General features: G+C 62.8%; 16 protein-coding genes. 8 read left to right on the forward strand and 8 right to left on the reverse strand.

Annotation, left to right across the window (positions count from 1 at the left end; genetic code table 11):
- The first annotated feature begins 158 nt into the window (after nt 1-158).
- Both VH569_RS05375 and VH569_RS05380 read left to right on the forward strand, forming a co-directional pair.
- Complete coding sequence (locus VH569_RS05375; protein ID WP_423314457.1) at nt 159-644, forward strand: acyl-CoA thioesterase; 486 nt, start codon at nt 159-161, stop codon at nt 642-644.
- Between the two features lie 73 nt (nt 645-717).
- Complete coding sequence (locus tag VH569_RS05380; protein ID WP_109453031.1) at nt 718-1,143, forward strand: Lrp/AsnC family transcriptional regulator; 426 nt, start codon at nt 718-720, stop codon at nt 1,141-1,143.
- 42 nt (nt 1,144-1,185) lie between these two features.
- On the opposite strand, the gene pyk is transcribed toward VH569_RS05380, so the two are convergent.
- The 5 genes from pyk to VH569_RS05405 form a co-directional block, all read right to left on the reverse strand.
- Entirely contained in the window at nt 1,186-2,610 is a 1,425-nt protein-coding gene (gene pyk, locus VH569_RS05385) for a pyruvate kinase (RefSeq protein WP_423314458.1), read from the reverse strand.
- A 279-nt stretch (nt 2,611-2,889) separates the two neighbouring features.
- Complete coding sequence (locus VH569_RS05390; protein WP_423314459.1) at nt 2,890-5,880, reverse strand: hypothetical protein; 2,991 nt, start codon at nt 5,878-5,880, stop codon at nt 2,890-2,892.
- A 10-nt stretch (nt 5,881-5,890) separates the two neighbouring features.
- Nucleotides 5,891-6,898: a hypothetical protein gene (locus VH569_RS05395; protein WP_423314460.1), complete on the reverse strand. Its 1,008-nt coding sequence runs from the start codon at nt 6,896-6,898 to the stop codon at nt 5,891-5,893.
- Complete coding sequence (locus tag VH569_RS05400; protein ID WP_423314461.1) at nt 6,895-7,962, reverse strand: hypothetical protein; 1,068 nt, start codon at nt 7,960-7,962, stop codon at nt 6,895-6,897. Before VH569_RS05400 ends, VH569_RS05395 begins: the two co-directional genes overlap by 4 nt.
- A 327-nt stretch (nt 7,963-8,289) precedes the next feature.
- The gene (locus VH569_RS05405) at nt 8,290-9,231 is read right to left on the reverse strand and encodes a MurR/RpiR family transcriptional regulator (protein WP_423314462.1); all 942 of its coding nucleotides are present in this window, start codon (nt 9,229-9,231) and stop codon (nt 8,290-8,292) included.
- A 210-nt stretch (nt 9,232-9,441) separates the two neighbouring features.
- On the opposite strand from VH569_RS05405, the gene VH569_RS05410 reads away from it, so the two are divergent.
- The 4 genes from VH569_RS05410 (at nt 9,442) to VH569_RS05425 (ending at nt 12,515) form a co-directional block, all read left to right on the forward strand.
- Nucleotides 9,442-10,245 carry a transporter substrate-binding domain-containing protein gene (locus VH569_RS05410; RefSeq protein WP_377811750.1) on the forward strand — a complete coding sequence of 268 codons (804 nt, stop codon included), beginning with the start codon at nt 9,442-9,444 and terminating at the stop codon, nt 10,243-10,245.
- A gap of 186 nt (nt 10,246-10,431) precedes the next feature.
- Nucleotides 10,432-11,106 carry an amino acid ABC transporter permease gene (locus tag VH569_RS05415; RefSeq protein WP_423314463.1) on the forward strand — a complete coding sequence of 225 codons (675 nt, stop codon included), beginning with the start codon at nt 10,432-10,434 and terminating at the stop codon, nt 11,104-11,106.
- Nucleotides 11,099-11,749: an amino acid ABC transporter permease gene (locus VH569_RS05420; RefSeq protein ID WP_423314464.1), complete on the forward strand. Its 651-nt coding sequence runs from the start codon at nt 11,099-11,101 to the stop codon at nt 11,747-11,749. Before VH569_RS05415 ends, VH569_RS05420 begins: the two co-directional genes overlap by 8 nt.
- Nucleotides 11,736-12,515: an amino acid ABC transporter ATP-binding protein gene (locus VH569_RS05425; RefSeq protein WP_423314465.1), complete on the forward strand. Its 780-nt coding sequence runs from the start codon at nt 11,736-11,738 to the stop codon at nt 12,513-12,515. The genes VH569_RS05420 and VH569_RS05425 overlap by 14 nt, the downstream gene beginning before the upstream one ends.
- Nucleotides 12,516-12,564: 49 nt before the next feature.
- Here the strand turns inward: VH569_RS05425 and VH569_RS05430 are convergent, their stop codons facing one another.
- The gene (locus VH569_RS05430; RefSeq protein ID WP_423314466.1) at nt 12,565-14,079 is read right to left on the reverse strand and encodes a PLP-dependent aminotransferase family protein; all 1,515 of its coding nucleotides are present in this window, start codon (nt 14,077-14,079) and stop codon (nt 12,565-12,567) included.
- Nucleotides 14,080-14,179: 100 nt separating this feature from the next.
- On the opposite strand from VH569_RS05430, the gene VH569_RS05435 reads away from it, so the two are divergent.
- Together VH569_RS05435 and VH569_RS05440 are read left to right on the forward strand one after the other, a co-directional pair.
- Nucleotides 14,180-14,803 carry an FMN-binding negative transcriptional regulator gene (locus VH569_RS05435; protein ID WP_423314467.1) on the forward strand — a complete coding sequence of 208 codons (624 nt, stop codon included), beginning with the start codon at nt 14,180-14,182 and terminating at the stop codon, nt 14,801-14,803.
- 560 nt (nt 14,804-15,363) lie between these two features.
- Nucleotides 15,364-17,748, forward strand: coding sequence for a cellulase family glycosylhydrolase (locus tag VH569_RS05440; RefSeq protein ID WP_423314468.1), 2,385 nt, complete (start codon nt 15,364-15,366; stop codon nt 17,746-17,748).
- A gap of 83 nt (nt 17,749-17,831) precedes the next feature.
- Here VH569_RS05440 and VH569_RS05445 read toward each other — a convergent pair whose 3' ends face one another.
- Together VH569_RS05445 and VH569_RS05450 are read right to left on the reverse strand one after the other, a co-directional pair.
- Nucleotides 17,832-18,677, reverse strand: coding sequence for an isocitrate lyase/PEP mutase family protein (locus tag VH569_RS05445; protein ID WP_423314469.1), 846 nt, complete (start codon nt 18,675-18,677; stop codon nt 17,832-17,834).
- 91 nt (nt 18,678-18,768) lie between these two features.
- Nucleotides 18,769-19,236, reverse strand: a complete 468-nt coding sequence (locus VH569_RS05450; protein WP_423314470.1) for an HD domain-containing protein — start codon at nt 19,234-19,236, stop codon at nt 18,769-18,771.
- Nucleotides 19,237-19,295 lie beyond the last annotated feature (59 nt).

Genomic DNA, 19,295 nt, shown 5'->3' on the forward strand with positions numbered 1-19,295 from the left:
CCCTTATTGATGAAGGAAGCCGTTGAACGAAAGGTGCTTTTCCCGGATTGTTTGGAATAGCTACAACTGTTTGCCGCCGGAACGAGACGCGGCGACCGCAAGGCACCGGGCATCCCCATATGTCAGGCGACCGGAGCGGAACAAGGATTGACCGAGAGATGCCTGAGTACAGCGAGCGGACGCGCCATGCCGAAGACCACGCCAGCCACCGGCCCCTGCCGGCGGGCTGTTTCCGGGTGCAGCGGCCCATTCGCTTTTCCCACTGCGACCCGGCCGGCATCGTCTATTTCCCGGTCTATTTCGACATGTTCAACGGGGCGGTGGAGGACTGGTTCACCCAGGGGCTGGACATCGACTATGCGACGATGATCCTGCAGCGCCGCCTGGGCCTGCCCATCGTGCATGCCGAATGCGACTTCGTCATTCCCAGCCGGATGGGCGACACGCTGACGCTGGGCGTCCTCCTGGAGCGGCTGGGCCGCAGCTCGCTCCAGCTGCGCATCAACGGCGAGCATGAGGGGCAGGTCCGGCTGTCGGGCAGCCTGACGGTGGTCACCACCTCGCTGGACGATTTCGCCGCCGTGCCGATCCCGGACGACATCCGGGCGGCCATGAAGCGCTATCAGGCGGGCTGCGAGGGGTAAGGGGGGCATAATCCCCTCTCCCGCAACGGGAGAGGGGATTATGCTGCGCCCTGCCCTGCTGTGACGGACCATCATGGACGATTTCGACCGCCGGCTGATCGATCTGTTGACGGTGAATGCCCGCACCAGCACGGCGGCGCTGGGCCGGGCGCTGGGGCTGTCGCGTTCGACCGTGCAGGACCGCATCGCCCGGCTGGAGCGGCAGGGCGTGATTTCCGGCTATACCGTGAAGCTGGGCGACCCGGCGCCGCGGCGCGGCGTGTCGGCGCTGGTGATGATCAGCGTGAATGCCCGGCTGGCCGACCGCGCCGTCCATGCCCTGCGCAAGATGCCGGAGGTTCTCCGGCTGCACAGCATCAGCGGGCAGTACGATCTGTGCGCCACCGTCGGCACCGAAACCCATGACGCGATGGACGCCGCACTGGACGCCATCGGCCGGCTGCCGGGGGTGGAGCGGACGATGTCGTCCATCGTGCTGTCGACGAAGATGGAACGGTGAGATGCGGCGGAGCGGCGGGAGTGCCGCCGCTCCGCTGCGGCCTCAGGCCTTGCCGTCCATGTGGATGACGCGCAGGTTGTTGGTGGTGCCGGCCTGGGCGAAGGGGATGCCGGCGACGACCACCAGGGTGCCGGTCTTGCCGGCCAGCTCCTCCGAGCGCCCGATGGCGATGGCGCGGTCGACCATCTCCTCGTAGGTGCGGATGTCGTCGGACAGCACGCTGTGGGCGCCCCACAGCAGGCAGAGCCGGCGCGACACCGCGGTGTCGGGGGTGATCGCCAGGATCGGCACCTCCGGCCGCTTGCGGGCGATGCGGGCCGCGGTGGTGCCGCTGGAGGTGAAGGCGACGATGGCCGAGGAATGCAGGGTGTCGGCCAGATCGGCGGCGGCGGCGGCCACCGCGTGCGGCGGCGTGTGCTCCTCGCCCGGATGGGTCGCCTGGATCAGCGAGCGGTAGAGCTTGTGCTGCTCGGTGGAGCGGATGATGCGGTCCATCATGGTGACCGCCTCGACCGGATACTGGCCCGAGGCCGATTCGGCCGACAGCATCACCGCGTCGGCGCCGTCATAGATGGCGGTCGCCACGTCCGACGCCTCGGCCCGCGTCGGGGTCGGGGCGGACACCATCGAATCGAGCATCTGGGTGGCGACGATCACCGGCTTCACCGCGAGGCGGCAGGCGCGCACCAGCTCCTTCTGGCGGCCGGGCACGTCCTCGTGCGGGATTTCGACGCCGAGGTCGCCGCGCGCCACCATCACCGCATCGGACAGGCGGATGATGTCGTCGATCTTCTCCAGCGCCTGCGGCTTCTCGATCTTCGCCATGATGCCGGCGCGGTCGCCGATCAGGCCGCGGCCTTCCAGGATGTCGCCCGGCTTCTGCACGAAGGACATGGCGACCCAGTCGACGCCCAGCTCCAGCCCGAAGGCGAGGTCGGTGCGGTCCTTGGATGTGAGCGGCGACAGGTCGAGCACGGTGCCCGGCAGGTTGACGCCCTTGCGGTTGGAGATGATGCCGCCGACGACGACCTTCGCCTCGATCCAGTCGTCGCCCAGCTCGGTCACCTCGACGCGGACGCGGCCGTCGTCGATCAGCAGATGGTGGCCCGGCATGATGGCGGCGAAGATTTCCGGGTGCGGCAGCGGGATGGACCGCTTGTCGCCGTCGGTCCCCTGGAGCACGAAGCGGATCTGCTCGCCGGTGGATACCGCGATCTTGCCGTCGCGGATGGTGCCGACGCGGATCTTCGGACCCTGGAGATCCTGAAGGATGCCGATGGGGCGGCCGACCTCGGCCTCCAGCTCGCGGATGGCGCGGTGGACCTTGGCGTGGTCGTCGTGGGTGCCGTGGCTGAAGTTCAGCCGGAAGGTGTCGACACCGGCCAGGAACAGGGTCTTCAGCATCTCGGGCGAGTTGCTGGCCGGTCCGACGGTGGCGACGATCTTGGCGCGGCGATGACGGCGCATATGGTTCCGGCCGCGGGGGCCGTCCTCTTTTGGCTGGGCCGTCCGGTGCGCCGCCGGGGCGGCCACCATGGGAGGACGGCGTGGTGACTGGTCAGCGGCGCGAGCGGCGACGACGGGGGAAGCCCGTCTACCGTTCGCGTGCCATACCAGGGTGTCGCGATTGCCGCCGGAAAGCAAGGCGGCAGGCAGGGGATGGGGGGTGGACCGGGGTGAAACACCATGCGATGTTCCATCGTCGCCAACGCCTACCGCCGAACGTCTCGTGTAACGTCGTTGTCGTTAAATGGGTTCTATAAGCTCTTGCGTTCTTTTCCTGATTTGCGTTGCCATTATCTTTACAAAAGTTTCCTCTCCACCACCTTCTTTGGTGTATTTTCCTAAATCATCATAAAGTTTTCCAAGGAAATACTTGTGTTCTGAATTGGTCTTTTCCATTGAATTTCTTTGATTTCTCATGGTTTCTATTTCTTCCAGGCATTTTAAAAACCTATCGGTGATATCGGCAATCCGCATAGAAAATCCATAATCTTTCCGCAACTCTTTATAACGTTCCCACCATTCTTTCCAGTCTCGGAATACCAAGATGCGCTCGGGAGAAGGCGTGCGGCGTACATGCCAAAGCCGGTGCATCTCAGGTGCAATCCGAAATGTCATGAAAATCATAAATATTGTCAGTGCATTTTGAAGTGCCCGCGCTTCGATGTGGGCAAAGTAACGTCGCGTTATGCTGTTATGAGCCGCGCTTTCTCCTGACTTAAGGAGCTTGACCTGTTCTCGCGCATAGAAGGCATCGGTGACCGATTCCTTGACCAGTCCGGCCGCCGTCCAGATATCGAGTCGGCTTCGCATTGCTTCGAACTCAAGCTTGAGCCAATCACTTTCCGGCGGAATCTCCTTTGTCGCCATGGCCAGAATCAGATACTGATCGATCATGCTCGCCGTATGCGTCAGGCGTAGTCTGAAATCCTTGAAATGACTCGCTCCAGCCGGCGGCACGTCAACGAATTTAGAATAGCCACTATGGCAGCGTTCAGCCGCCTCGGACATGAACGCCGCGAAGTCGAGATCCCGCTGAGCACGGGCAAAATTCTTCGGCACAGCACCCTTACTGTCGTTAAAGCTGCGCCGGGTTGAGAAATATTCGTCCATGGCGACGCAGCGTTCGCAGTAATGTCTGAAAAGAAAAAGTTCGCGATAGGCAAGGTAACGCCGTAGGTTTCCAGCATCATATGGTAGAGATCCACGTCGCATCTGTTCAATGATATGATGCAGAATTGTTGATGCTATATTTATCGCAGTCTCAAATTTTCTGCGGCTGGCAAATGCCAGGCAAGCCAGTAATGTTGCCCCAAGATGGTAAACAATCTCGTCGGCGTCAGCTTTTGACTTTTCGGCGTTGGACCCTTTTTCTTTTTCTCTAAGTTTATCAATGGATATGTCGAGCTGGTCGAGAACAAAATCTACACGAAGCGGCACTTCTGTTGGTGAATAACCGTTCAAAATCGTATCGTTATCCGGAATCTCCCTGCGCTTCTCCTCCAAGAATTTAGCAATACTTTCGGAGTAGAGATGGAAGAGGCGGCCGAATGCAGGGCCGACGGGCCGCACAGCATAGCGCAATTCCGGGATTGGCCGACAGTTTTCAACTGGCTTTTTAGAGGAAACGTCGGAGTCGCTCTTTTGGCTGTCGACGTTGCTACTAAAATATAACAGTCGGACAGAGAAAGTGTCATCTTGGGCGAATGTTCGGCGACGCTCGAACGCGATGAGTTTCTTGTTCTGATCAGCCAAATCGCGAATAGCACTGCTCGAGAATGGATCGCTTCGCTCTCGTAAGCCGCGCGAAAGAATTTCAAAAATATCTTTGATTTTTTCTTGAATAAGATTTTCCTCCTCCGCCGAGGGGTCGGCATCAATTGTGACAGTCTCACGAATGATCGTTTTAAAAGAGGATTGACTCTGTTCCAGGCCCTGCTGAACCGTCAAGACGTCACGCAGCAAGGGAATGGCTTGGCGTGCGGCGGTGGCAACCTGCTTGAGAAGGTCTTTCTCATCCTCGATACTGCTCAAGTTCTGTTTGAACTTGGCATTTTCACCAGCGTCTATCGCCACATCGTCCATATAGGGCCTGATAAGGCCATCCACCCGTTGCAGCACGCCCCCGATCGCCGCCAGTGCTTCGGCGTCGAAGCGATAGATGTCGGGCATCAGCAGCGGATGGCGTAAAGTTACACGAATATGTCCCGGCGGGAGCGCCGCAATAATGTCATGCAAGGTCGGGCTACGTGTAACCAATTCGACGCGGGCGTTGATACGCTCTTCATGAAAGAAGCAGTTCAGTAGATGCATCTGGGCAAAGGCATGTGCATCTCTTCGCGCTGCCTGATCAACCAAGTCTTGAGGTCTTTTCTTGCGAATGGACACAGCAACTTGATCGACAATATCACAGATGTCGCCGTAATGTTTTTGGACATCTTGGCGTTCCGTATAGGATTCGTATCTGGTCCAATCGAAATCAATACGGTGCTGCCTTGCCAAGGCAGACACCAGAGAATGATCGCCAGCGGATTGAGGGCGTGTGAAGACGTATTTTGCATTACTGATAAGATCATCAATCGAATTCAGAGATTTTGTATTTTTGTTTAACGTATCACGCATGCTGTCCCGCCAATTCGGCAAGAAGTGTCTGCGAAAACGGTGCCATTCTTCTCGTAACGCGTCTTCACGGTTGCCTTGAATCCAAGAACGAACGCGTTCCAGATGCTCGATAGTAAAACCGCCGAAATTCTCAAGAAGAGCGCTTTCGACCATTTCTCGATGCTTTTGATGATCCCGCATCAGAGCATTGCGGATGATCATTACCTCATCCGCATGGTCGTCGAGAAGCAGGAAGCGGTCAGTTCTCCCTTCAAGCAGATGCTGAAGGATAAGGCGATCGAGTGTCTTTAGTTCGATTTCTTCAGCAAGACGGCTTCGGTCGCCGTCCGCAGTGCCGGGGTTGTTCCGTTGTGGCGCATCCGACAGAAGGCCACCGAAGGTGAATGCTGAAAAATTAGAGCTACCATAATTAACGGCTGAAATGATTTCCGATGTATCGACAGCCAGGATCTTGACGGGTGGATCTTCCCATTGCGCCCGCTCCACATCGCGCAGAAAAGCGTGAAGAGCATTGCGGAACCGAAATGCGATATTAATGCGCCTTTGCGTAGCAATGGCGAACCGCTTAATCGTGTCTTCGATTTGGTCAGACCGGAACAGAGAGGTAATCATGGGGTAATCCTTATGCCGCCAGTTGATCGAAGCCGCATTTGTCCCAATCCTGCAATGCTTTCAGGTATTGGGTCGCTTCTGTGGCGCTGGGTATGTTTCCTTGCGTAGCAGACGCAGTAAAATAGTGTCCCGGCATATCTTTGCGGATTAATTTTCTACGCTCAGACTGCAAAATGTCGCCCTTCAGGCTTTGTAAGAACGGATCCTTGAGCCTCAGTATTTCGTCAAGATTGTAAGGGTATCGGGCTTTTAGATCAGTCGGGGATTCGAAGGTATACAATATATCGAAAGGGGTCCTTTTGGTGCAGTCACCGTTTTTGAGACGTATGCCGAATGTCGTGATTGCACCGGAGTCGTTACTTAGAGCGGCTGATGTCAGTGCTAAAAAGTAGAGGGGCGCATGTGCAGGCGTGAGATCCCGCGAATCGGAGTGGTTCAGAAGGACATCATGCGACCATGAGCAAAGAGCTTTGAAATCCGCGAGATTCGCCCAGCTGACAGTTGGCCTCGATCTTCTGGCGCCATTGACAGAGTTAAGAAGTAACCGAAAGCAGCATTCCAGTGTTTCGCGGAAGGCGACGATTTGCCCAACCGTTTCCGGCTTTCTGGAAGCATCATTGCTGGACGGGAGCCATGCTTCGAAATTTTTCGCAAGGTCTGGAAGGGCTTCCGTGATTTCAAGTGTTTCGGCAAGAGCGGTGAGAATGTAAAGCCCTATATAGGTTCCCTGCTGGTGATCGAACTCCTTGATCGCCCTGCGAACTCCGTCGCCGGCAATAGCTAGAACGTCTTGGCCGAACTCCGGGGCCACCTCGGCGAACGCGTCGGAAAACAGGGCATCGTCGTCATAATGGAACCACCCTGCGCGCGGTGCCGGGGGCTCACCACCAAACGAGTCGGTCAGCCATTTGGAGAAGCCCTCCGCTCCAAGTGCAAGCACATGATCGGCGAATAGGGCGCCTCGTCGCGTATAGCAGCGCTTCTCCGGGGTCCGTTCCGTATCAGCAGGGTGATTCATGCCGCATCCCCCATGGATTCCTCTCCTTTACACCCCGAGCAAAGGCCTGCCGCAACAGCATCGCATAATTCGGAATATCCTCCCAGACGCTCGATAATTTTTGGCTGCATATCAACGTATGCCATCTCTCCGGCATGCACTTCGGCGGTCTTGAGCGTCGCCGTGATCGCGCCGTCCCCCAGACCTGATATCCAGGAAGCATAGGGTGCGATATCCTTCGAAAATCTCTGATATTCCGCATCGGGCGGGACAACTTGTTCGATGTCCGTTGCGAAAGCAATCGCCTCCGGCAGAGCGGCTTGGCCGTTACGATTGTCGACGGTAGCGCCGAAATCGTGGAAGGGTGTGTCGCCGCAATGCCGGTCTGGATAGCCAGTGCTGGCAGCGTGCGGGCGATGCAAAACACTGTCCTCAAGCAGGCGAAACAGGTTGAGAGTATAGACCGTTTCGGTCTCAGGCGGCCTTGTGCGGGATTTGAGGCCCAGTAATGCAACAAGAGTTCGGAAAAATTTCAGCGGATCCAGTGAGGTTTCGATCTCATGTGCCTTGCTCAACTCTTTCAGAAGCACATCCCGGGCCGTTAGCCAGCGAATGGCTGGTGCATTGACCTGCGGCCGCGGTGCCATTTCTGCCGAGATCAGAGCCTTCCCCGAATTGGCATTTGCCGCCCCATTCGAGTTGGGAGTCAATTGACCCACAGTTGCGCTGGGCCGAGGTTTAACTGGTTCCATGCGCAGATTTGCGAATATCTGACCTTTTTTGCCGAAATTATTGGGACTTGCAAGGCGAAAATCTACATCGATTCCTAAGTCTTCTTTGAGATTGTCTCTGTAGTGGAGGTGTTGTGCAAGGTCGATGTAATGCCCTGCAAGCCCACCCTCGACCATCCCGCCTGTCCCCAACAAGCGAGGGGTCAAATTCTCCAAAGATATTGTCAGAGAATTACGGCCATCTGATGATATCAATCCTGATGTAAGAGTATGTCGATAATTGGCATAAATATGGCTGTTAAGGTGTTCATTTTGATCTTCAATGGCCTGTTTGCACCAGTACTTCATTTTCATTTTCATGAAAACCTTTAAAGCCTAAACTTTAGAATTATATGACGAATTTCGTGGGATTCAAAGAAGAATTCACCAGCAAGGCGTTGTCATACTCATGTATGATCTAATGTGTACTACATGACCTCTACCGATAATTGGGAAAGAATTGCGGATTTTTCGCAGAATGGGGCGAGTCTGATGGCAACGGGATCGAACGGATCCAACGGTGGGATGGTCGCAAGAACAATGCGGTGAATGGTTGTCCGCTCATTCGTCAGCGTTTTGGATCGGCAGCGAGAAGGGGGCGTCCTGACGCGGTTGAAAAGGCGAGGGTGGTTTTGGCATCCCTCACAGCTCCCCCAACCGCTCATGCAGATCCTCGATGGCGCGGATGCGGGCGCGGCCGGCCTCGCCGGTCAGCGGGATCAGCTCGGCGGCGAGCGCGTGGATCACCGCCAGGGCGGCGACATGGGTGTCCAGCGCGGCGAGGCTGCGCGTCTCGCAGCGGAAGGTCAGCGGCGGCGGCGGGGCCTCCAGCGCGGAATGGCTGTCGGCGATCAGGATGGTGGGGATGCCGCGCTCCCCCGCGATGCGCAGCAGGCGGACGATGGCTGGCGGGCGGCGGCGGATGCCGACCAGGAACAGCAGGTCGCCCGACTCCAGATCGCCCGAATCCAGATTGCCGGCAGCGAGGTCGGCCAGCGTTTCCGCCATCGTCTCGCCGGAGGCCGCCAGCTGGTGGACCTCGCCGCGGACCTGGATGAACTGCCAGCGGGCATAGCCGGCCAGGAAGGCGCTGTTGCGGGCGCCGCAGACCCAGATGCGCCGGGCGTCGGCGAGCGCGCGGGCCGCCCGCGCCAGCATCGCCGGGTCGGTCTGGCGGGCGGTGGCGGCGAGCGCCTCCGCACTGCGCTGGAAATGCGCATCGAGCGGCGCGGGATCGCCGTCGGAAACCGCTGCCGACGCGGGACCCGGCCCGCCGGGCGGCAGCAGGAACAGCGGCGAGCCCCAGTCGCCGCCGCGCCGGGCGGCCAGACGCGCCGCCTCGAAGCCGGCATAACCGAGCCGGCGGACCAGACGCGACACCGTCATCTTCGACACGCCGGCCCGGCCGGCCAGCTCGGTCGCCGAATAGCCCGACAGCTCGCCCGGACAGGCGAGGATCACATCGGCGAGCTGTCGCTCCATAGGGCTGAGGTCGCCATAGCGGTTGCGGATGCGGGCGGTCAGCGACGGTTCGCCTGCCTCCGGTCCATCCGGGGCCTGTGCGGCGTGAATTGCCTGTTTCATGGGCTGATCGCCTCTGGGCTTCGGCATTTGCACAAAAAATGGAATTCCGGGATGCAACCAAAGCGGTGTTACATCTGTAACGGTTCCTTGCGTTGGCGGGATAATCGTAACATTCCCGCGCCTTTGCGGCACACCTGAATTCGTAGGACGAAAGTGGCACATGGTTTGAAAAGGAGGGTCCATCGTCTTTCGGTTCGGAGATCAGGTGCCATGCGGTTCGCGAAGATTCTGGGTGCTCTCGGCCTTGCCACGGCGGTTCTGGCCGGCGGTCTCACCGCCACCGCCCCGACATATGCAAAAGCCGACGCGCTTGAGCGCATCGCCAAGGAGAAGGTGCTGCGCGTCGCCGTCCCGCAGGATTTCCCGCCCTTCGGCTCGGTCGGCACCGACCTGAAGCCGGTCGGCTACGACATCGACGCCGCCACCCTGATCGCCAAGGAAATGGGCGCCAAGGTGGAGCTGGTGCCGGTGACCAGCACCAACCGCATCCCCTACCTGACCACCGGCAAGGTCGATCTGGTGATCTCCAGCCTGGGCAAGAATGCGGAGCGCGAGAAGGTCATCGACTTCTCCACCGCCTACGCCCCCTTCTACAACGGCGTCTTCGGTCCCGACGACATCAAGGCCGAGAAGGTCGAGGATCTGGACGGCAAGACCGTCGGCGTCACCCGCGGCTCGGTCGAGGACATCGAGCTGTCGAAGATCGTGTCGGACAAGGTCACCGTCCGCCGTTACGAGGACAACAACGGCACCATCTCCGCCTTCCTGTCAGGTCAGGTGCAGCTGGTCGCCACCGGCAACGTGGTCGCCGCCGCCATCTTCGAGCGCAACCCGCCGCGCCAGCCGATCCTGAAGTTCCTGGTCAAGAACTCCCCCTGCTTCGTCGGGCTGAACAAGAACGAGGGTCCGCTGCTGGAGAAGGTCAACGCCATCATCGCCAAGGTGAAGGACGATGGCTCGCTGAACGACATCGCCAAGAAGTGGCTGCACGCGCCGCTGCCGAAGGATCTGTGACGTAAGGCTGCCCTCTCCCGCCCCGGGAGAGGGAGGGGACCCGCGCCGAAGGCGTGGGGAGGGTGAGGGGCGATCCGGACATGGATCCCCTTATCCTTGGAGCACCCCTCACCCTTCCCAAGCTGCGCTTGGGCCCCTTCCCTCTCCCGGGGCGGGAGAGGGAGATTCTCCGCGACGGACCTTCGGATGGCCTACAGTTTCGATTTCTCGTCCCTGCTGGACTATACGCCCGTGCTGGTGGACGGGGTGGCGACCACCGTGGCGCTGACCGCGGTCAGCACGGTGCTGGGGGTGGCACTCGGCATCGGCGGGGCGGCGGCGCGGACCTCGACCGTCAAGCTGCTGGCGGTCGTCGTCGGCGCCTATGTCGAGCTGATCCGCAACACGCCCTTCCTGGTCCAGCTGTTCTTCATCTTCTTCGGGCTGCCGTCGCTGGGCATAAGGCTGGCGGAATGGCAGGCGGCGGTGCTGGCGATGGTGATCAATCTCGGCGCCTATTCGACCGAGATCATCCGCGCCGGCATCGAGGCGACGCCGAAGGGCCAGATCGAGGCCGGGGCCAGCCTGGGCATGACCGGGCCGCAGATCTTCCGCTATGTCGTGCTGGGGCCCGCGATGGCGAAGATCTGGCCGGCGCTGACCAGCCAGATCGTCATCGTCATGCTGGGCTCGTCGGTCTGCTCGCAGATCGCGGCGGAGGAGCTGAGCTTCGCCGCCAACTTCATCCAGTCCCGCAATTTCCGGCCCTTCGAGGTCTATTTCCTGGCGACCGCGCTGTATCTGGCGCTGGCGGTGGCCCTGCGCTGGATCTTCAGCCTGATGGGGCAGCGGATGTTCGCCAAGGGGGTGTCGCGTGCTTGAGTTCACCCTGTGGGACATCCTGTCCAACCTGCTGCTGGCGGCGCGCTGGACGGTGCTGCTGTCGCTGATCGCCTTCGTCTCCGGCGGGATCGCCGGGCTCCTGCTGCTGGTCGCCCGCGTGTCGCCGGTGCCGCCGCTGCGCATCGCGGCAAAGCTGTTCATCGAGGTGTTCCAGGGCACGCCGCTGCTGATGCAGCTGTTCATCGTCTTCTTCGCATTGCCGCTGATCGGCATCGAGACGACCGCCTGGACCTCGGCCGCCGTCGCGCTGACGCTGTTCACCGCCGCCTATCTCGCCGAGATCTGGCGCGGCTGCGTCGAGGCGGTGCCGAAGGGCCAGTGGGAGGCCTCGGCCAGCCTCGCCCTGAATTTTCCCGAGCAGATGCGCCACGTCATCCTGCCGCAGGCCCTGCGCATCGCCGTGCCGCCGACCGTCGGCTTCTCGGTGCAGGTGGTGAAGGGCACGGCGGTGACCTCCATCATCGGCTTCGTCGAGGTGACGAAGGCCGGGACCATGATCACCAACGCCACCTTCCAGCCCTTCCTGGTCTATGGGCTGGTCGGGCTGATCTATTTCGCCCTGTGCTACCCGCTGTCGCTGTCGGCCAAGGCGCTGGAAAGGAAGCTCAATGTCGCCCGTTAAGACGTCCCCCACCGGCAGGCTGGCCACCGGAAGGCCCCTGGTGAAGCTGTCGGCCATCCGCAAATCCTTCGGCCCGGTGGAGGTGCTGAAGGGCGTCGACATGGCGGTGGAGGAGGGACAGGTCGTCGCCATGATCGGCCGCAGCGGATCGGGCAAGAGCACGCTCTTGCGCAGCATCAACGGGCTGGAGCGCATCGACGGCGGCGTGATCGAGGTGGACGGCGAATGCGTCGATCCCGGCCAGATCGACCTGCGGGCGCTGCGCCAGAAGGTCGGCATGGTGTTCCAGCAGTTCAACCTGTTCCCCCATCTGACCGCCGGCGAGAATGTGATGCTGGCGCTGAAGGTGGTGAAGAAGCAGGACAAGGCCGCCACCCGCGCCGCCGCGGAAGCGGCGCTGGCCAAGGTCGGGCTGGGCCACAAGTTCGATGCCTATCCGTCGCAGTTGTCGGGCGGCCAGCAGCAGCGCGTCGCCATCGCGCGGTCTCTGGCGATGGCGCCCAAGGTTCTGCTGTGCGACGAGATCACCTCGGCGCTCGACCCCGAGCTGGTGGCCGAGGTGCTGGGGGTGGTGCGCAAGCTGGCCGAAGAGGGCATGACGCTGATCCTGGTGACGCACGAGATGCGCTTCGCCCGCGAGGTCTGCGACCGGCTGGTCTTCATGCATGGCGGCCGCATCGCCGAACAGGGACCGCCGGCCGAGCTGTTCGACCGGCCGTCCACGCCGGAACTGGCGCAGTTCATCGGCATGGTCGAGGCGCGCTGAGCGGCGCGCCCTCATCGGGCAGAGATCAAGCCGGGGATCGGGCCGAGGATCAGGCCAGGGAGTCGAGAGCGGCGCCCAGCCGTTCGATCCCCTGGGCGATCTCATGGTCCTCCAGGCCGGCATAGCCGATCACCAGACCGGGATGGTCCGGTCGGTCGGAATCCGGGCGGCCGGACAGGGATGACGGGTCGTAGAGCGGGGTGATGGGGTAGACGCCCACACCCGCCGCCCGTGCCGCCGACACGATCATGGCCTCCCGCTCCAGCGGGAAGCGGGTGAGCCAGGCGACGACATGCAGTCCGGCCTCGGCGCCGTCCACCCTGACCCCGTCGCCGAACCTTGTCCGCAAGGCGGCCAGCAGAGCGGCGCGCCGTTCGCCGTTGCGCCGCCGCACCCGGCGGACGTGCCGTTCATAGGCGCCGCTGGCGAGCAGGTTCGCCAGGGCGCTCTGTTCCAGGGCCGGCGTGTGGCGGTCCGCCAGCCGCTTCGCCGCGCGGAAGGGCTGGATCAACGGCCGGGGAACCACGAGATAGCCGAGCCGCAAGGCCGGCGAGAGCGTTTTCGACACCGTGCCGAGATAGATGACGCGTCCTGCGCCATCCAGGGCCCTGTCCAGCGTTTGCAGGGTGGGGATGGGGGCGACGTCGAAACGGTATTCGCCGTCATAGTCGTCCTCGATGACAATGGCCCCGCAGGACTGCGCCCAGGCCAGCAGATCCCGGCGGCGGCTGACGGACATGACGCTGCCGAGCGGGAACTGGTGGGACGGCGTCACATAGGCCAGACGGGCGGGCGGCAGCCGTTCCGTGCGCATGCCTTCCCGGTCCACCGTCCGCGGGATCAGCCGGGCGCCGGTGGCGGCGAGGATGTCCCGCGCCGCCGCATAGCACGGGTCCTCGACGACCGCCGGCTCTCCGGGATCGAGCAGCAGCCGCACGCACAGGTCGAGACCCTGCTGCGACCCGTTCACCACGACGATCTGGTCGGGATCGCAGCGCAGCCCCCGCGCCCGCCAGAGATAGGCCTGCAAGGCCGAGCGGAGTTCGGGCGAGCCGGACGGATCGCCATAGCGCAGGCGGGTGGGACGGCACAGGATGGCGGCATCGACGGCCCGCTTCCAGGGAAGGACCGGGAAGTCCGACGCGGCGAGTTCGCCATAGCGGAAATCGATGATGGGGGCGCCGGTTCCGGGTGGATCGGGCATGGGCAGGCCGGCCAGCCGACGCCCGAACTGCGAGAGCCGGGGCGGAGGCGCGCCGGTGTCCGGCGACACCGTCTTCAGGTCACCCCGTTTCAAGCCATCGGGCCTCAGGCCAGCCAGTCTCAGGCCTTCCGGGACCTGTGGCCTCGCGCCCTGCCTCACCTCCAGATAGCCCTCGGCGGCGAGCTGCTCATAGACGGCCGTCACCGTCGTGCGGGACACACCGAGGTCGGCGGCGAGCGCGCGTGACGACGGCAGGCGCGAGCCGGGCGGATAAACGCTGTCGGCGATCTGGGCCCTGATCGCGTTGACGATCCGGGAGGCGATGGTCCGGACCCCATCCGGCTGCGGAAGCGTGGGCATCGACTGGACCGGTCAGAAAGAGGGAAACTGGCCGTTCAGTGTGGGCCAGTTTTCGCGGAAACTCCATCCCGACAAACCTTATCCCGACAGGGAGGCCCCAATGTATATCCCAGCCGCGTTCCGCGAAACCGACCTGCCCTTCATCCATGAGACGATGCGGGCCGCCGGGCTCGCCAATCTGGTCACGACCGGGACCGGCGGGCTGCTGTGCACCCCCCTGCCCCTGTTCCTCGCCGCCGACGAGGGCGGGATGGGCACGCTCTATGGGCATGTGGCGAAGGCGAATCCGCAATGGCGGGAGACCCCGGCGGCCGACGCCCTGGCGATCTTCATGGGGCCGGACGCCTATGTCACCCCGTCCTGGTACGAGGGCAAGAGCCGGGACGGCAAGGTCGTTCCGACCTGGAACTATGTCGCGGTCCATGCCTATGGCCCGGTCGAGTTCTTCGAGGATGCCGACCGGCTGCTCGATGTCGTCACGCGGCTGACCGACCGTCACGAGTCCTCGCGCCCGCAGCCCTGGGCCGTCGGCGATGCTCCGCCCGACTTCGTCCGGGCGCAGCTGCGCGGCATCGTCGGTGTGCGGCTGCCCATCGCCCGGATCGACGCCAAGCGGAAGATGAGCCAGAACCGCAGCGAGGCGGACAGGGCGACTGTGAAGGCGGAACTGTCCAGGAGCGGATGCGACCGGGAGCGTCGGGCCGCCGCCCTTGTCCCGGAGTGACGCCGGATTGCGCCGCCCGGACGACGTCATGGCCAAAAAGGAATATAGTCCTTTAACAAATCGTCTAACGCCGCGGTCGCGCGACACCGCGCCCTCACGAATGTTAACTTTTTTGCAGGCAAAAAAGGCCGTTTGCGATTTTGACCTACCCCCAAGGCTGTAATTCCGCCTGACAGGTGTCTATCAATCCAGTGCCCGAATGTGTCAGTATTTATGGATCACATCTGCAATCATCTCGCGGTATTTTTGAAAGAATGATGCGCATATGTGGGAAGTGTATCGGATACTTCCATCTATGTCTTTTGAGATCAACTGTGCAAAATCAGCAAAGGCAAAGTAGATATTGGCGTTATTAAAAGAAGACTGTCGTCATGATGGCGAAGCCTGTGACCATGATGGGATATAGTGCGCTGACCTGATCCCTCCCCCTTGAACACCCCTGTGACGATCTGGGCCAAATTTGCCACAAGGTTCGAGAAAAGTTAACCGGATTTGGAAAGGTTTCGTTAACCATTGGAGCCCCAGCATGGCTTCAACGCAACGGACATAGGATCGAAGTCATGAGCACGACCACCTCGCCGAGCAAGATTGTCGTCAACGCCTACGGCCAGTCCCAGGATGGCGTCGCACCGCATTTCAAGCTGCTGGTGGATGGTCAGGAGGTCGGTTCGGCCAATGCGGCCGACGCCTCGTCGAAGGCATACAGCTTCACCGCCGACCTTGCAGCCAACACAGCGCACAAGATTCAGGTCGTTTACGACAACGACACCGCGACCGGCGCCTTTCGCGACCTTTACGTCCAGTCGATCGAGGTCAACGGCCACACACTGAAGCCGACCGACGCCATCTACGAGCGCCATGACGATGCCGCCCCGGCGCCGACGCAGGCCGGCCAGGAAGCCATGTGGTGGGACGGCGCGCTGACCTTCAGCACCCCCGCCAACTACTATGGCGGCGCCCAGACCGCCGCCCCGGCTGCTCCCGCCATCCCCGCCGCCCCGGCCGCCGGAACCGCGCAGAACGTCATCACCGTGAACGCCGCCGGCAGCGCCGCCGCCGGCGAGGGCGCGCACTTCACCGTGCTGGTCGACGGCAAGGCCATCGGCGAAGGCACGGCGACCAGCACCGACGCCAAGGATTACAAGTTCACCGCCGACCTGACGCAGGGCACGGCCCACGCGGTCGAGGTGAAGTACGACAACGACGCCATGATCGACGGCGCCGACCGCAACCTGTACGTCCACAGCGTCAGCGTCGACGGCAAGACCGTGGCGGCCACCGACGCCGCCATGTCGGTCCAGCGTACCGCCGACGGCGCCGATCTGGGCGCCACCACCGACCTCTATTGGGACGCCACGCTGACCGCCAAGCTGGATGCGAGCCACTTCACCGCCTCCACCAGCTCGGCGGGCGGTTCCACCGATGCCGGCAAGGGCGGCACCGCCACGGGCGGCGCGACCGGCGGGTCCACCGGCGGCACGACGGGCGGTTCGACGGGCGGCGACACCTCGCTGTCGCTGAAGGTCGGCAACGTCACGGTGGCCGATCCGGGCATGGTGCAGAGCAGCAGCTCGATCAACGGCTTCCTGCACACCAACGGCAACCAGATCGTCGACGAGAGCGGCAACAACGTCCGCCTGACCGGCGTCAACTGGTTCGGCGGCGAGGGCTACAACTACGTGCCGTCGGGCCTGTGGGCCGACAGCTACCAGCACCACATCGACAGCATGAAGGACCTGGGCTTCAACGTCATCCGCCTGACCTGGGCCGACGACATGTTCGACAGCACCGCGGTCACCAACGGCATCGACTATTCGAAGAACCCGGACCTGAAGGGCCTGACCCGTCTGGAGGTCTATGACAAGGTCATCGACTATGCCGGCAAGAGCGGCATCAAGGTGATCCTCGACCACCACCGCAACGACGGCGGCGCCGGCACCAACGAGCACGGGCTGTGGTACACCGACAACAACCCGGAATCGAAGGTCATCGAAGACTGGAAGATGCTGGCCCAGCATTATGCCGGCAACAAGGCGGTGATCGGCGCCGACCTGCACAACGAGCCGAGCGTGTCGGCCACCTGGGGTGACGGCAATCAGGCCACCGACTGGGCCGCGGCGGCCGAGCGCATCGGCAACTCGATCCAGACCGTCAACAAGGACTGGCTGCTGCTGGTCGAGGGCACGGAGTGGAGCAGCACGCTGGCCGGCGTGAAGACCCATCCCATCGAGTTCGACACCCCCAACAAGCTGGTCTATTCGCCGCACGCCTACGGCCAGAGCGTCGGGCAGTTCAGCTGGCTGTCGGATCCGAGCTATCCGGACAACCTGCCGGCCCAGTACGACAGCATGTGGGGCTACATCTACAAGAACAACATCGCCCCGATCCTGGTCGGCGAGTTCGGCGGCCAGATGACCAGCGCCGCCGAGCAGACCTGGGCCAGCACGCTGATCAAGTACATGAACGGCGACTGGAACCTGGACGGCAAGAGCGATCTGGCGGCCGGCCAGCAGGGCATGAACTGGACCTACTGGGCCTGGACGCCGGAATCGGGCGACGTCGGCGGCCTGCTGGAGAACGACTACAAGACCGTCGATCCGACCAAGATGAACATCATCAAGGCGGGCCTCGCCGCCAACTCCGGCAACTCCGGCACCGTCGCCGGCAGCGACGAGGCGGTCTTCACCGTGCAGCTGGCCAAGGCGGTCACCACCGCCACCACCATCGAGTATGCGACCGAGGACGGCACCGCCAAGGCCGGCACCGACTACACCGCCGCCCATGGCAGCCTGACCTTCCAGCCGGGCGAGACCACCAAGACGGTCTCCGTCCACATCAACGGCACCAACACCAATGACGGCACGGAGAACTTCCTGCTGCACCTGACCCACGACAACGCCAACCTGGGCACCGCCACCGGCTTCATCACCGATCACGCGGCGTAAGGCGCAGCCTTTCTACCGCACTCCTCCATCGCACTATCGGGCCGGCCCGCGTCGTCACTGACGCGGGCCGGCTTTTTTGTTTGTCAGCTCATCCAACCGTCCCGGTTCCGCGTCCGGAAGAAGCCGTTCAGGGCGTCGAATGGCTCGGCTTCGGCCAGCGCGTCGAAACGGCCCTCGTCGGCCAGCATCCGCGCCGCCCGCAGGAAGCCGCCCCAGGCGGCGCGGCTGAGCGCGCTGCCCAGGCTGATCCGCCGCACGCCGAGATCGGCGATCTGCGCCACCGTCAGGCCGATCGGCGCCGAGACCAGCAGGTTGAGCGGCTTCGGTCCCACCGCCTCGACCGCCGCCCGGATGGTTTCCGGCGTGCGCAGGCCCGGCGCATAGAGGACGTCGGCCCCCGCCGCCGCATAGGCCGGCAGCCGGCGCATCGCCTCCTCGATGGCGGCCGGATGGTCGACCAGCACGGCTTCGCAGCGGGCGGTCAGCAGGACGCCCGTTCCGCGCAGGGCCTCCGCCGCCGCGGCGATGCGCTCGACGGCCAGATCGAACTCGTAGAGCGGCTTGGCCGGGTCGCCGGTGGCATCCTCCACCGACAGGCCGGCGACGCCGGTGTCGGCGCAGAGCCGCAGGTTGCGGGCCAGCCCGTCGAGGTCATGGGCATAGCCGGATTCGAAGTCGGCATTCACCGGCAGGCCGGTCGCGCCGACGATGCCGGCGATGTGGGACAGCATGTCCGCGCAGGGCACCGCCCAGTCGGTGTCGGGAAGCCCGCAGGAGAACGCGAACCCCGCCGAGGTGGTGGCCAGCGCGGGAAAGCCGAGATGCTCCAGCATCAGGGCGCTGCCGACATCCCACGGGTTGGGAAGGACGAAGCAGCCGTCCTTGTGGAGGTCGGCGAAGGCGGCGCGGGCCTGCTGGCGGTCGGTCATTGCTGTCTTCCTCTGGAACGGCGGCGGGGTGCAGGGTAAGGCGGCGCTCCGGCACAGTCCATCGGCCAGACCGGCTGCGGTGCCCGGCCGGCTACAGCGCCCGTTCGAGGATCGCCCGTGCCGGCGCGTATTTCTCCGCGACCATCCGGGGGCCGGCGGCAATCGCGGCGACGCGGGCGGGATCGCTGTTGTCCAGATTGTCGGCCAGCTTGACGCGGATCGCCGTGACGTTGCCGCTGGCGGCGATCCGTCCGATCCACTCCAGATAGGTTCCGTCGGGATCGAGGTTCCGGCTGACGAGCCGGATGGCGGCGATGGCCTCCTCCTCGATGCCGGCGTCGCGGAGATCGTCCGCGGTGGCGCCGGCATCCTCGATCGCGTCATGGAGCAAGGCGGCCTGAAGCTGGGCCTTGGTGGCGTCGGGGAACCGCTCGATCAAGCGGCGGGCCACCCGTTCCAGATGCAGCCAATAGGGGGCGCCGGCCTTGTCGACCTGACCGTGGTGGAGGGTCCTGGCGAACTCCAGCGTCTCGCGAAACCAGATCTCGTCCTGCGCCATGGTTGCTCCCTTTTGCGGCGATGAAGAACGAAAGACGAAGAGTGGGCTGAAACGCTTTC

It is taken from the genome of Azospirillum sp. 11R-A (assembly GCF_049472615.1).
GTDB classification, from domain to species: Bacteria; Pseudomonadota; Alphaproteobacteria; order Azospirillales; family Azospirillaceae; genus Azospirillum; species Azospirillum palustre.

What these genes read in the sequence shown, in the direction of transcription:
- VH569_RS05375 (WP_423314457.1), top strand. Translation starts at nt 159, where the DNA reads ATGCCTGAGTACAGCGAGCGGACGCGCCATGCCGAAGACCACGCCAGC.
- VH569_RS05380 (WP_109453031.1), top strand. Translation starts at nt 718, where the DNA reads ATGGACGATTTCGACCGCCGGCTGATCGATCTGTTGACGGTGAATGCC.
- pyk (WP_423314458.1), bottom strand. Translation starts at nt 2,610, where the DNA reads ATGCGCCGTCATCGCCGCGCCAAGATCGTCGCCACCGTCGGACCGGCC.
- VH569_RS05390 (WP_423314459.1), bottom strand. Translation starts at nt 5,880, where the DNA reads ATGATTACCTCTCTGTTCCGGTCTGACCAAATCGAAGACACGATTAAG.
- VH569_RS05395 (WP_423314460.1), bottom strand. Translation starts at nt 6,898, where the DNA reads ATGAATCACCCTGCTGATACGGAACGGACCCCGGAGAAGCGCTGCTAT.
- VH569_RS05400 (WP_423314461.1), bottom strand. Translation starts at nt 7,962, where the DNA reads ATGAAAATGAAGTACTGGTGCAAACAGGCCATTGAAGATCAAAATGAA.
- VH569_RS05405 (WP_423314462.1), bottom strand. Translation starts at nt 9,231, where the DNA reads ATGAAACAGGCAATTCACGCCGCACAGGCCCCGGATGGACCGGAGGCA.
- VH569_RS05410 (WP_377811750.1), top strand. Translation starts at nt 9,442, where the DNA reads ATGCGGTTCGCGAAGATTCTGGGTGCTCTCGGCCTTGCCACGGCGGTT.
- VH569_RS05415 (WP_423314463.1), top strand. Translation starts at nt 10,432, where the DNA reads ATGGCCTACAGTTTCGATTTCTCGTCCCTGCTGGACTATACGCCCGTG.
- VH569_RS05425 (WP_423314465.1), top strand. Translation starts at nt 11,736, where the DNA reads ATGTCGCCCGTTAAGACGTCCCCCACCGGCAGGCTGGCCACCGGAAGG.
- VH569_RS05430 (WP_423314466.1), bottom strand. Translation starts at nt 14,079, where the DNA reads ATGCCCACGCTTCCGCAGCCGGATGGGGTCCGGACCATCGCCTCCCGG.
- VH569_RS05435 (WP_423314467.1), top strand. Translation starts at nt 14,180, where the DNA reads ATGTATATCCCAGCCGCGTTCCGCGAAACCGACCTGCCCTTCATCCAT.
- VH569_RS05440 (WP_423314468.1), top strand. Translation starts at nt 15,364, where the DNA reads ATGAGCACGACCACCTCGCCGAGCAAGATTGTCGTCAACGCCTACGGC.
- VH569_RS05445 (WP_423314469.1), bottom strand. Translation starts at nt 18,677, where the DNA reads ATGACCGACCGCCAGCAGGCCCGCGCCGCCTTCGCCGACCTCCACAAG.
- VH569_RS05450 (WP_423314470.1), bottom strand. Translation starts at nt 19,236, where the DNA reads ATGGCGCAGGACGAGATCTGGTTTCGCGAGACGCTGGAGTTCGCCAGG.